Here is a 12098-nt window from a genome sequence, read left to right as displayed (position 1 = left end):
GGAGGACACGTCCATGCGGAACCTCAAGTGGCGCCGTCTGAAGCGGGACGAAGGCCAGACGGCCTTCGAGTACCTCGGAATCATCGTCGTGGTGGTCCTGATCATCGCGGCGATCGTGGCGTCGAACGTGGACGATGCCATCGCCAATGCGATCAGTCAGGCGGTAACGGACATCACCTCCTGAGGTCGGCAGGGGCAGTCGGGCGGGATGAGGGCCAGACCTTTCCGCTGTACATCGGCCTGATCGGAATCCTGCTCTTTGCCGCCTTTGCCTTTTTCGTCGTCGGGTTCGCCGGAGCTGCACGCAGTGAAGGTCAAGGCGCCGCCGATTCCGCCGCGCTCGGCGCGGCGCGGGAGGTTCGGGACGAACTCTTCACCGGGCTCCTGCTGGCCAGCCTTAAGCCGGACGACTGGCGGGACATCATGGACGGTGACCGATTCGTCACGGGTGCGGCCTGTGGGAAGGCGAGCAGCTTCGCCGCGCACAACGAAGCCACCGTTACTGGGTGCGAGGTTGCCCTTCCACGATTCACGGTGTCCGTGCAGACGGACGACGCGGTGGGGGACTCGGTTGTCCAGGGCACCGAAACTCAGCGGGCCGTTGGCAGGGCCACGGCTGTGATCGAGCCCCGCTGCTCTTTGGTCAGCGTGCCCACCCCTACGCCCCCTCCGACCCCCACCCCTACACCGAACCCGACGACTCCTCCGGGTTCCAATTCGATCAACTTCCTGTGCGTGGGCGGTAAGGACTTCAAGCTGGACCCGTCGAACCCGGGGAACCTGGTCAACCTTGCCCGGGCCTTGTTCGAGGTTCGACTGGAAAGCTGATGGCTGAACTAGAGACAAGGAAGCGGCGTACATGAGCACTCGGCAGTCGGCAAAAATCCGTGGAGGTTCTGCCGCAGCAGTATCGGCCGTCATGGCCTTCGTGCTGGCTGGGTGCGGCCTCGGGGACGACGGGAAGCAGGACGAGTCCCAAGGCGCGTCATCGCCTCAAACCCAGCGCTCGGCGTCCCAGGTTCCTGGACCCGCCGGCACCCCAGGCGCTCCCGCTAAGGAAGTGCTCACCACCATGACCGGACCATCCGGCATCATGCTGGAGATCAACTCCGTGGAGCGGGACCAGGGTGGTTTCATCACGGTGTCCGGGCAGCTGAAGAACACCGGACCCAAGGGGTTCGCTCAGATGGCTGCGTGGCGGGGCGACGAGAAGAACGCGAGCGCGGGTTCGATCGCCGGCGCCACCATCGTGGACAAGGCGGGCAAGAAGCGTTACTACGTACTGCGCGACACCGAGGGCCGCTGCCTCTGCACGATGGGCCTGACTTCCATCCCTGCAGGGGGCACCGTACCGGTCTTCGCGCAGTTCCCTGCGACGCCTGCCACCACCAGCGAGGTCGAGTTCGCTATCCCCACTTTCGCTGCCGTCACAGTCAAGATCTCCGGGTGATCCCATGACTACAAGCCAACGCGCAACCGCCGCCATGGCCATAGCGGGACTGGTCATCGCGGGGCTACAGATCATCGGCGCGACCAGCGCCCTCGCCGACGACCCCGCACCCTCCGTGCCACCCGGCACAGAGGCGTCCAGCGCCGCGCCGGTACAGATCGACTCGAACTCCCCGGGCCTCAAGATGCCCCAGGGCGGCATCCTCGCCGCACCCAAGGTCCTCGACATCGCCGAAGTCGTCGAGGACCTCGGCGGCGAGGAGCGCCGCCAGGAGACCAACCAGAACGTGATGATGGCGCTGCAAGCCGAGGTGCTGTTCCCCGAGGACAGCGACGTCCTCAACGCCCAGGCCGCGGCCCGCATCCAGGCCATCGGCCAGGAGATCAACCAGTCCAAGGCCACCCAGGTCCGCGTGTTCGGTTTCACCGACGACCAGGGCAGCTACGAGCACGGCAAGGTGCTCTCCAAGAAGCGCGCCGACGCGGTCCAGCGTGAGCTCGCCAAGACCGTCACCAACCCCGCCGTCACCTTCGACATCCGCGGCTACAGCGAGGACTACCCCATCGCGGACAACAAGACGGAGGAGGGGCGCAAGAAGAACCGCCGGGTCGAGATCACCTTCCCGCGCGGCGCGACCGGCGGCGGCTAGAGCAGTCGGTCGGTCTTCCCGGCCTCGATGTCACGGGCCAGGGCCCGGAGGCCCCACGCCGTGACGGCGGTACTCGGCCTGGGGGGACGTTCAGCAGTCCGACCGGGACGCTCAGCCGAGACCGCGCGACTCCGCGCCAAGCCGGACCCGACGGTACGGCGGCAGCGCGCCCGGAAGCACAGGGGCAGCCTGCCCGCGGCCGGGCGTGCAGGGCGAGGTGTCGCCCGGCAGGCGCCGCGGGCCCGCCCCGCACGCGTTCGCGTGGCCGCCTAGCCGCGGCGCACGAGTTCGCAGTCGGCGGCCACGCCGTCCGCGACGTCCGCCGTCACGACGTCGAAGCCGCCGCCGCAGTTGATGTCGTCGACCGCCCCGTCCCGGGCGCTGATGGTGTCCCCGCGGGGCCCGGCGAACACCAGGTCGGCGCCCGGACCGGGGTCCACGGTGGCCGGGAACGTGACGGCGGTGTCCTGGAAGTACCTGTCGTCCCGGTCTCCCAGCCGGACCGTGACCCGGGAGATGGTGCTGATCGGCCCGCACAGCACGGCACCGTTGAACGGCGAGCAGCCGGGGCCGGGGATGACTGGGCCGGCGAAGTCGAACATCACCAGGTCGGTGCCGTGGCTGAACAGGTTGATTCTGTTGTTCTGGCCCGGGAGGGCGGTGACGAGCACCTGGCCGGCGATCCGCGTGGCGAACGCGGACTGGGCGGACGCGGGGGTCGCCAGGATCAGCGGCAGTGCGAGGGCCGCCACGAGGGCGGGTACCAGCAGGCGGGGGCGCGGGAAGAGCTTCATGCTCCCAGGGGAGCAATTCGGGCACTGGCCCCGCACGCCGCCATGCCGTTCCGATCAGGTGACAGCTCCCGGGGGCTCAGCTCCGGCGCACGAGTTCGCAGTCGGCGGCCACGACGTCCGCGACGTCCGCGGTGACCACGTCGAAGCCCGCGCCGCACCCGATCTGGTCGACGGCCCCGTCGCGGGCGGTGACCGTGTCGGCGCGGGGGCCGGTGAGGACCTCGTCATTGCCGGGCCCGGGGTCCACGGTGGCCGGGAACGTGGCGATGGGGTCGTGGAAGTACTCGTCGTTCTGGTCCCCCAGCCGGACGGTCAGCCGGGAGATGGAGGAGATGCGGCCGCAGCGTGCCGCGGTCAGGAACTGGGTGCAGCCGGGACCGGCGATGACGGCGTCGTTGAAGTCGGCGATCAGCAGGTCGATCGCGCCCGCCGGGCCGATGCCGAGCAGCCCGATGTCGTTCGCCTTGCCGGGGAGGGCGGTCAGCAGCACCTGGCCGCCGATCCGCGTCGCGAACGCGGACTGCGCGGAGGCGGGGGAGGCCACGGCCACCGGGAGGGCCAGCCCGGCGACGAGGGCCGGGATCAGGAGGCGGGGACGGAGGCGCAAGCAGGGGAGCGGCTTCATGACCCCCAGGGGACCAATACGGGCACTCCGCCCGCATGCCGCCATGCCGATCCGATCGGGTGAAAGCCGCGAATCCATTGACGTACGACCGTGCCGTTTCGGACCGTTACCGAATCCGAACACTAACAGCGTCTTTACGCACCTCCGTTGTCGGCGCCCTGTCATACGATCTTCCAGTCGCACACGCCGGGGGACCGCGCGGGCAACACCAGCCACGCGTGCTGCTGTGCAGCAACTGTTTCCGCGCAATTCCGCGTTCACACAGCTACCCCTGCGCCGGCGACTCGACTGTTCACGGGGAGAGTGAATGTTCCTTTCGAAGTCCTCGCGTCGTCGCTCCGGCCTTGCCGCCGCCGCGACCGCGATCGCCGCCGCGCTCATGGTGACCCTGGCCGGTCCGGCCAGCGCGTCGACGCCCGAGCCGAGCGTGCCCACCCAGGCCGAGATGCTGGACGTCATCAAGAAGTACTCCGACGCCCACCCGGTCGCGGACGAGGGTCCGCAGAAGGACACCCAGATCATCGGCGGCGGCTACGCCAGCGTCTCCAACTACCCGTACATGGCGCAGATCTTCGCCGAGGACTGGCAGGGTCGCGGCTCCTTCTGCAGCGGTGCCGTCGTCGGCCCGCGCAAGATCATGACGGCTGCCCACTGCGTCGTCGGCAAGAACTGGAAGCGCGGCGTCGTCGTCACCGGCGCGTCCCACATCGCCGACTCCAACAGCCTGTACGGCGGCAAGCTGTTCGCCGTCAGCAAGTCCTGGGCGCACCCGTACTACAACGCCTCCAAGATCGACAACGACGTGGCGGTGCTGACCCTCGCCACCTCCACCACCGCCAAGCCGCTGCCGGTGACCACCGCCAACGACTGGTGGTCGTACCGTGCCGGCACCTGGGGCACCGCGCTCGGCTGGGGCCGCACCAGCTCCACCAACCAGAACGTCTCGCCGTGGCTGAAGAAGGTGAACCTGCCCATCCAGTCCGACGCGACCTGCAGCTCGTACTGGGGCGGCTTCTACATCAAGGGCCACATGTTCTGCGCCGGCAAGCCGGCCTCCGGGTACGACTCCGGCACCAACAACATCTGCAACGGTGACTCCGGCGGTCCCGTCGTCGTCAACGGCCGCCTCGTGGGCATCAACTCCTGGGTCGCCAAGGACTGCGTCGCCAAGGGTTCCTACGCGGGCTTCGTGAAGTACTCCCGGTACGCGAACTGGGTCGCCCCGCAGCTGAAGAACTGAGCGGGCAACACGATCAGCGGGCCCTGCCCGCCCCGGCCTTCCGGCCAGGGCGGGCAGGGCCTTCGCGTTCCCTCAGCCGGTGATCGCACCCAGCGCGTCCCGCAACACCGCACCCCCGTCCGGGCAGTCGTCCCACCGCGCACCGATGTGACCGTCCGGCCGTACCAGCAGCGCCCCGCGCGTGCCGAGTCCGTACGGTCCCGCCTGCCCGGCGGGCAGTGGCCCGACGCGCACCGGCCAGGGCGAGGCGGCGGACGTCTGCCGCTCCCACGGCTCCGGATCCGGGGTGAGCACCGTGAACCATTCGCCGAGCGCGTCGAGGCTGGACCGGCCGTCCGCGAGCCGGAGGTGCGGCATCCGGTGCCCGGGCAGGGCGGTGGGCACGTACTCCGTACCCGGTTCGCCCGCACCGGCCGGGTCCGCCCCGGCGCCGTACCCGTCGAGGACGGCGGCGGAACGGTAGGCCACCCCGAGGACCAGGCCCAGCTGGGCGAAGTACGCCTCCGACCAGGGCGGCTCCGTACCCGCGGTCTCAGCCTCCCCGCTCCGCAGCCGCTCACGGCGCCGCGACTGCACCTCGATCGCCAACCGGCTGTTGGCCACCGCCTGCCGGAGGGTCCGGTGCGCCACGGGCAGACGCTCCGTCTCGTACGTGCCGGGCAGACCGGGACCGGCCCACCCCCGCAGGACGCCCGCCAGCTTCCAGCAGAGGTTGTGCACGTCGGCGACCCCGGCGTTCATGCCCAGGCCGCCCATGATGGGGACGGCGTGCGCCGCGTCCCCGGCGAGCAGGACCCGGCCGTGCCGGAACCGGTCGGCGACGAACGCGTTCATCACCCAGTGCTGCACCCGGCGCACCTCGGCCCGCACCCCGGCCTCCGGACCCAGGGCGCGCGCGACCAGCCCGGCCCAGTCGGCGCCCGCCACGTCCTCGGGCGTCGGCCCGAACCAGGCCCAGCCGCCCTCCGGATACAGCGGGGCGAACGACCCGTGCGCCGTGAAGTACACCCCGGCGGGCTGCCGCGCACACCAGCGGTCGAGGTCGGCGTCGAACACCACGGTGGTGAAGTCCGCCAGCGCCCCCGGCCCGCCGGTGCCGACGCCCAACAGCCGCCGGACGGTGGAGTTCGCCCCGTCGGCCCCCACCACGAACCGGGCCCGCACCCGGCTCTCCGCCCCCCGCTCGTCGACGACCGTGGCCACGACCCCGGCCCCGTCCCCCTCGGCCAGACCCGTCAGCTCCGCCCCGAACCGCACCTCCGAGTCGGCGGCGCCCAGCAACACCGGTTCCAGGCGGTCCTGCGAGGTGACCACCCCGACCTCCGGGCTCTCCGGCACGGGCTCGTGCACGCCGACCATCGCGGCCGAGGCGAAGTCCGGCCCGTGCAGGGTGTCCCGGAAACGGACCCGCCCGTACTCCGGCGCGAACGCCCGGGCCGCGATCCGGTCCGCCAGCCCCAGCTGCCGGTAGATCTCCATCGAGCGCACGTTCACCAGCCGGGACCGCGGGAACGGCGACAGCTCCCGATGCCTCTCCACCAGCAGACTGGGCACCCCCCACCGCTCCAGCAGCACCCGAGCGGTAAGCCCCACCGGCCCACCCCCGACCACCAGCACCGCCACTTCAGCGTCCACCGCGCCACCCATGCCCGCTCCTCCGCCCTTACGACAACCCCGGCCCCGAGACCCAACGGGGTTCGAACGCAGACGTCACGCCGCCCGACGGCAAAGGGGGTTGACCGTTGTGCGGCTCTAGTCCCGGGCGGTGAGGAGGAGGGCTGCTGCCTCGCGGGCTCGGTGGGCCGGTTCGGGGCCGGGGTCGAGGGCTGCCAGTACCGTCGCGCCCTCGACGAGCAGCAGCAGGTGGTCGGTCAGCGCCGGGTCGTCCTCGGTGAGTTCGGCCAGGAGGGCCCGGAGTCCGGCCTTGTGGGTGTGGACGACCTGCGGTGCGGCGGGGCCCAGCTCGCCGTACGCGTTGAGGAAGGCGCAGCCCCGGAAGTGCGGCTCGCTGAACCACCCGGCCAGCCAGTCGAAGACCGCCAGGATCCGCTCCCGTGGATCGGCCGGCCGGAACGCCGCCTCCTTGAGGGAGGCCAGCCAGCGTCGGTCGCGGCGCTCCAGGTAAGCCGTGACCAGGGACTCCTTCGCGGGGAAGAGCCGGTAGAGGCGTTTGAGGGGTACGCCCGAGCCGGTGCGGATGCGGTCCATGCCCACGGCCTGGATGCCGTGTGCGTAGAACAGCTCTTCCGCAGTGTCCAGCAGCCGGGTCCTGGCCTCTTCGTCGTCCATGTCCGCAGAGTAACCCGCTCCGGGTTGCTGGGAGAACGGGCGTTCTCGTAGGGTGAGAACGATCGTTCTCTCTGGAAGGACCGCCATGACCCGTCCGCCCCTGCCGCCCTTCACCGAGGAGACCGCCCGCGCCAAGGTGCAGGCCGCCGAGGACGCCTGGAACTCCCGCGACCCCGAACGCGTGGCGCTGGCGTACACCGCGGACTCCGAGTGGCGCAACCGCGACCGGTTCCTGCGGGGCCGGGACGAGATCCGCGCCTTCCTCGCGGACAAGTGGGAGCGAGAGCTGGAATACCGGCTCCGCAAGGAGCTGTGGGCCTACACCGGCAACCGGATCTCGGTGCGGTTCGAGTACGAGTGGCACGATGCCGGGGGCCAGTGGTGGCGCAGTCATGGCAACGAGCAGTGGGAGTTCGCCGACGACGGCCTGATGCGCCGCCGCGAGGCCAGCATCAACGACATCCCGATCACCGCTGCCGAACGTCGCCTGGCCGGCTGAGCCCGCCCGCCGCCAGGCCGGACAGCGCCCTGCTCACGGCCTCGGCCTGGCCGCGGGCGCCGTCGGCGTTCGGATGGACGAAGGTGCAGGCCTCGCCGTCGGCCGGGATGAGGCTGCACAGCGATGACGGCGTGTCCTTCTGTGAGCCCTCGCCGGTGAGGTCGTCCTTGATGCCGTACATCCATCTCTGCCCGGCCGGCGCACACACCCCTCGGCCGACGCTCGGGGTGTAGGTGTCGACGTAGGTGTCGCCGGCCCGGACGGCGTGGTCGCGGATCAGGTCGTTGAGCCGCCGCTCGACGGAGTCCAGCCACGGCATGTCGGCCCTGGCGACCGTGCCGAACTGCTTCCACCTGCCGAAGGAGCAGCCCGCGTTGGTGTCCACCACGGAGGGGTATCCGACGAGGGCCACCTTGGCCGCGGGCGCGCGCCGGTGGACCTCGCCCAGCATGGTCCGGTAGTCGGCGTCGAGGTCGGCGAACTTCTGGGAGAGCCAGGCCGCGCCGTCCCCGGACGTGTAGTAGGTCGTGCAGGGTGTGCCCAGGCCGAGCCGGGCCAGGCCGCGAGCCAGGCACTCCCGCAGGATGTCCTCGAAGCCGAGGGAGTTGCCGCCGACGCCGATCGTGACCAGGTCCGTGTCCGGGCGGAGCGCGTCGAGCTGGGCCGGGCGCGGGCCGTACCGCTCGCCGGCCGGCTGCGGTTCGAGGATGCCCGCTCTGACCTCGGCGTCGCCGCAGGTCACGTCCGTCAGTGCGAGGTCGAGGCGTTTCGCCGACAGGGAAGGGTAGTTGACCAGGGAGCGGCCGCACTTGTCGGTCGCCACCGGGGTCCACGGCTTCACGAGGACGTTGGCGCTGTACGAGTCGCCCAGCGCGACGTACCGCACGGGCTCGGGCACCGGCGCCGCGGCCGCCCACGCCGGAACGGCGGCGGTCGCGAGGGTGAGGGCCGCCGCGGTCAGGGAACTGCGGATCCTGCTGGGGGTTTTGGGGCGCATGGCGGGTTCCTGGGGTCGAAGTGCCGACCGCCTGTCCGGTCGGTGCACTTCACCTAAAGTAGCCAGCTCGATTACGCAGTGTAATCACCCGCAGGTGTGGTTTCCCGGGCGCCGGGCTGCCGCAGCCGGCTGCCGTGCCCCGGGTCAGGCCTGGTGGTGCGCCTGCGTGATGAGGTCCACGGCGACTTCCAGGGTCGCCCGCCGCTTCTCCTCCGGATCGCCCTCCACGTGCTGGAGGAACATCATCCCCGCGTGCATGGTGAACAGCGCGCTCACGCACCGGACCTGATCGGTCATCGGCGCGTCGGCGGCCCGGAGCAGGTCCACCATCGCGAACATCCGCTGCTTGAAGGTCTCGCCGATGCTCAGTTCGCGCATCGTCGCCTGGTTCTCCTGCATGAAGCGGTACAGCGGGGCGGCGAACGCCAGGGCCTCGCTGTAGCGGTGCAGGATCTCCTTCTTGGTCTCCAGGGTGCGCGGCTGCTCCTCCGCCCAGGCGATCAGCTCGTCGATCGGCCGCGTCAGGTCCTGGAAGAGGCTGATGATGATCTCTTCCTTGGTCTTGAAGTGGTAGTACAGCGCGGCCTTCGTGACCTCCAGTCGCTCCGCGATCTCGCGGAGCGAGGTCTTCTCGTACCCCTGCTCGGCGAAGAGCTCCAGTGCGACGTCCTGGATGCGCTGGCGCGTGTTCCCGCGACGCTGCTGCGGACTGCTGGACATGGCTCTCCCCAATGAACTTACTTGACGCCCGGCTAGTAGGGGTCTACCTTCCCAGTGTAGTGAACTAGCCGGGCGGCAAGTAAGCCCCCGGGACGTGGGGAGTGGGCTGATGGGCGTGAAGACCGAGAAGGCGGGCACGGCGGAGGGGGTGAAGCCGCGCAGCGTCAGGGTCGTCCTGATGGCGCTCATGATCGCGATGCTGCTGGCGATGCTCGACAACATGATCATCGGCACCGCGATGCCGACGATCGTCGGCGAGCTCGGCGGCCTGGAGCACCTCTCCTGGGTGGTGACGGCCTACACCCTGGCCACCGCCGCCTCCACGCCCATCTGGGGCAAGCTCGGCGACATGTACGGACGGAAGGGCTCCTTCCTCACGTCCATCGTCATCTTCCTGATCGGCTCCGCGCTCAGCGGCATGGCCCAGGACATGGGCCAGCTGATCGGCTTCCGCGCCGTCCAGGGCCTCGGCGCCGGCGGCCTGATGGTCGGCGTGATGGCGATCATCGGCGACCTCGTCCCGCCGCGCGAACGCGGCAAGTACCAGGGCATGATGGCCGGCGTGATGGCCCTGGCCATGATCGGCGGGCCGTTGGTCGGCGGCACCATCACCGACCACATGGGCTGGCGCTGGTCCTTCTACATCAACCTGCCGCTCGGCGCCGTCGCCCTGGCCATGGTCACCGCGGTCCTGCACCTCCCGCCGAAGGAGAAGGTCAGGGCCAGGATCGACTACCTCGGTGCGGCGCTGCTGACCGTCGCGATCACCTCCACCGTGCTCCTCACCACCTGGGGCGGAACGGAGTACGCCTGGGGCTCCGCGGAGATCCTCACCCTGACCGCGGTCGGCGTGCTCTCCACCGCCGCCTTCCTCTTCGCCGAGACCCGCGCGGCCGAGCCGATCATGCCGCTGCACATCTTCCGCAGCCGCAACTTCACCCTGATGTCCGTGATCGGGTTCCTCACCGGCTTCGCCATGTTCGGCGGCGTGCTCTACCTGCCGCTGTTCCAGCAGTCGGTGCAGGGCGCCTCGGCCACCAACTCCGGTCTGCTGCTCCTGCCGCTGCTGCTCTCCATGATGGCCGTCTCGCTGGTCGCGGGCCGGGTCACCACCAACAGCGGCAAGTACAAGGTCTTCCCGATCGCCGGCGGCGCGCTGATGGTCATCGGCCTCTACCTGCTCGCCACCATGGACACCGGTACCACCCGCCTGGTCTCCGGGCTCTACATGGCCGTGCTCGGCGCCGGACTCGGCTTCCTGATGCAGATCACCATGCTCGTCGCGCAGAACAGCGTCGAGATGAAGGACATGGGCGTCGCCTCGTCCTCCGCCACCCTGTTCCGCACCCTCGGCGGCTCCTTCGGCGTGGCCCTGATGGGCTCGCTGTTCACCACCCGGGTGCAGGACACCATGACCGACCGGCTCGGCGAGGCCGGCGCCCACGCCGCCGGCGGCTCGGCCCAGCTCGACGCGGCCAGCCTGGCGAAGCTGCCCGAGGCGGTCCGCGAGGCGTACCAGCACGCGGTGGCCGCCGGCACCCACTCGGCCTTCCTCCTCGGCGCGGCCGTGGCGGTGCTCGGCTTCGCAGCCGCCTGGTTCGTCAAGGAGGTGCCGCTGCGCGGCGCCGGACCGACCCCGGCCGAGGGCTCGGGCGACGACGCCCCGGCCGCCCCGGCACCCCGTCAGGAAGCCGTGGCGCACTGACCCCCGGCGCCCCGGTACGGGCGCGAACGGCCCCCGGTGGACGAGCGGACCCGCCGGGGGCCGACCCGTGTCCCCGCACCGTCCGGCCATGGCCCGGCCATTTCCCGGCCATGACCCGCTGTCACATTACGTGGAATTCATGACCTAATGGCTGGGAACTCCTGATCATCTCCGCACGTCCTGTCCCACGGAACGCCTTTCGAGGCCGACGCGGACGACGGAGGGGGAGTGGAGGGATCATGACGAGCGCGATCAGGCCGCCGGAGCGGAACACCCGGGCGCGAACGGCCCTCGTGGCATCGGTCGTGGCGGTGGCGGCGGCGGTGATCGCGGCGGTGTGGGGAGTGGCGGCGCTCGCCGCCGACCCGGCACCGGCGGACCACCGGCCGGACACCGCCGCCCGCGACGACCGGGACGCCGCGCCCGGGGCCCCGCCCGCCGTGCCGCCGCAGCGCGTGCCCGAGGACATAGCCCACGCCTCCGAGAGCGGGGGGAACGCCGTCAACATCACCATCGACGACGGCCCCGACCCCACCTGGACCCCCAAGGTCCTCGACGTACTGAGGCGGCACCGGGTCAAGGCGGTCTTCTGCATGATCGGGCCGCAGGCCAAGGCCCACCCCGACCTGGTCAGGAAGGTGGTCGCGGACGGCCACCGGCTGTGCGACCACACCATCGACCACGACACCACGATGGACCGCAAGCCCGTCGCCTACCAGGAGCAGCAGATCCTGGAGGCGAAGAAGATGATCGAGGAAGCGGCGGGCGGCGCGAAGGTCGAGTACTACCGGGCGCCCGGCGGCGCGTTCACCCCCGACAGCCGCCGAACAGCCGCCTCGCTGGGGATGCGGCCGCTCGGCTGGAACGTCGACTCCAAGGACTACACCACCCCGGGCACCGGCCGGATAGTGGACACCGTGGAACGCGAACTGCGCGGCGGCCCCACCGTCCTCTTCCACGACGGCGGCGGCGACCGGGCGCAGACCGTGGAGGCCCTCGACCGGGTCCTCACCCGGCTCGGTGAGCAGGGCCGCCCCACCGGCTTCCCGGTCCGCACGGCCCCTGACACGCCGTCGGGCGGGTGAGGATCACCGCTCCGGCCCGCCCCCGGGTGTTCCCTGGACGGGCCC

Annotated in this window: 14 protein-coding genes; 8 read left to right on the top strand and 6 right to left on the bottom strand. The window is 70.7% G+C overall.

Features of this window, described 5'->3' with window-relative positions; all coding sequences use genetic code 11:
• Positions 1 to 13: 13 nt before the first annotated feature.
• From ACFY61_RS09670 to ACFY61_RS09655, 4 genes are all read left to right on the top strand, one after another.
• Entirely contained in the window at positions 14 to 184 is a 171-nt protein-coding gene (locus ACFY61_RS09670) for a hypothetical protein (protein WP_389469330.1), read from the top strand.
• Positions 181 to 828 carry a pilus assembly protein TadG-related protein gene (locus ACFY61_RS09665; RefSeq protein WP_389469327.1) on the top strand — a complete coding sequence of 216 codons (648 nt, stop codon included), beginning with the start codon at positions 181 to 183 and terminating at the stop codon, positions 826 to 828. The genes ACFY61_RS09670 and ACFY61_RS09665 overlap by 4 nt, the downstream gene beginning before the upstream one ends.
• Positions 829 to 1060: 232 nt before the next feature.
• Positions 1061 to 1450, top strand: coding sequence for a hypothetical protein (locus ACFY61_RS09660; protein WP_389469207.1), 390 nt, complete (start codon positions 1061 to 1063; stop codon positions 1448 to 1450).
• A 4-nt stretch (positions 1451 to 1454) separates the two neighbouring features.
• A complete protein-coding gene (locus ACFY61_RS09655; RefSeq protein ID WP_389469204.1) occupies positions 1455 to 2099 on the top strand; it encodes an OmpA family protein in 645 nt (214 codons plus the stop codon).
• 269 nt (positions 2100 to 2368) lie between these two features.
• On the opposite strand, the gene ACFY61_RS09650 is transcribed toward ACFY61_RS09655, so the two are convergent.
• Positions 2369 to 2893: a hypothetical protein gene (locus ACFY61_RS09650; RefSeq protein WP_389469201.1), complete on the bottom strand. Its 525-nt coding sequence runs from the start codon at positions 2891 to 2893 to the stop codon at positions 2369 to 2371.
• Between the two features lie 76 nt (positions 2894 to 2969).
• A complete protein-coding gene (locus ACFY61_RS09645) occupies positions 2970 to 3500 on the bottom strand; it encodes a hypothetical protein (RefSeq protein ID WP_389469199.1) in 531 nt (176 codons plus the stop codon).
• Positions 3501 to 3825: 325 nt separating this feature from the next.
• On the opposite strand from ACFY61_RS09645, the gene ACFY61_RS09640 reads away from it, so the two are divergent.
• On the top strand, positions 3826 to 4758 hold the full coding sequence (locus ACFY61_RS09640) for a S1 family peptidase (RefSeq protein WP_389469196.1): 933 nt from the start codon (positions 3826 to 3828) through the stop codon (positions 4756 to 4758).
• A 72-nt stretch (positions 4759 to 4830) separates the two neighbouring features.
• On the opposite strand, the gene ACFY61_RS09635 is transcribed toward ACFY61_RS09640, so the two are convergent.
• Both ACFY61_RS09635 and ACFY61_RS09630 read right to left on the bottom strand, forming a co-directional pair.
• The gene (locus tag ACFY61_RS09635; protein WP_389469194.1) at positions 4831 to 6405 is read right to left on the bottom strand and encodes an FAD-dependent monooxygenase; all 1575 of its coding nucleotides are present in this window, start codon (positions 6403 to 6405) and stop codon (positions 4831 to 4833) included.
• Between the two features lie 105 nt (positions 6406 to 6510).
• Positions 6511 to 7047, bottom strand: coding sequence for a TetR/AcrR family transcriptional regulator (locus ACFY61_RS09630; RefSeq protein ID WP_389469192.1), 537 nt, complete (start codon positions 7045 to 7047; stop codon positions 6511 to 6513).
• An 85-nt stretch (positions 7048 to 7132) separates the two neighbouring features.
• On the opposite strand from ACFY61_RS09630, the gene ACFY61_RS09625 reads away from it, so the two are divergent.
• The gene (locus ACFY61_RS09625; RefSeq protein ID WP_389469189.1) at positions 7133 to 7546 is read left to right on the top strand and encodes a DUF1348 family protein; all 414 of its coding nucleotides are present in this window, start codon (positions 7133 to 7135) and stop codon (positions 7544 to 7546) included.
• On the opposite strand, the gene ACFY61_RS09620 is transcribed toward ACFY61_RS09625, so the two are convergent.
• Positions 7515 to 8543, bottom strand: coding sequence for an SGNH/GDSL hydrolase family protein (locus tag ACFY61_RS09620; RefSeq protein ID WP_389469187.1), 1029 nt, complete (start codon positions 8541 to 8543; stop codon positions 7515 to 7517). The genes ACFY61_RS09625 and ACFY61_RS09620 overlap by 32 nt on opposite strands.
• A 144-nt stretch (positions 8544 to 8687) precedes the next feature.
• Complete coding sequence (locus ACFY61_RS09615; protein WP_389469184.1) at positions 8688 to 9263, bottom strand: TetR/AcrR family transcriptional regulator; 576 nt, start codon at positions 9261 to 9263, stop codon at positions 8688 to 8690.
• Between the two features lie 109 nt (positions 9264 to 9372).
• On the opposite strand from ACFY61_RS09615, the gene ACFY61_RS09610 reads away from it, so the two are divergent.
• Positions 9373 to 10968, top strand: a complete 1596-nt coding sequence (locus tag ACFY61_RS09610; RefSeq protein ID WP_389469181.1) for an MDR family MFS transporter — start codon at positions 9373 to 9375, stop codon at positions 10966 to 10968.
• A gap of 239 nt (positions 10969 to 11207) precedes the next feature.
• Positions 11208 to 12053, top strand: coding sequence for a polysaccharide deacetylase family protein (locus ACFY61_RS09605; RefSeq protein WP_389469179.1), 846 nt, complete (start codon positions 11208 to 11210; stop codon positions 12051 to 12053).
• The last annotated feature ends 45 nt before the right edge of the window (positions 12054 to 12098 follow it).

It is taken from the genome of Streptomyces sp. NPDC012888 (assembly GCF_042900645.1).
Classification (GTDB): Bacteria; Actinomycetota; Actinomycetes; order Streptomycetales; family Streptomycetaceae; genus Streptomyces.
The sequence above is the reverse complement of the archived record's forward strand: the minus strand, read 5'-3'. Positions and strand labels throughout refer to the sequence as shown.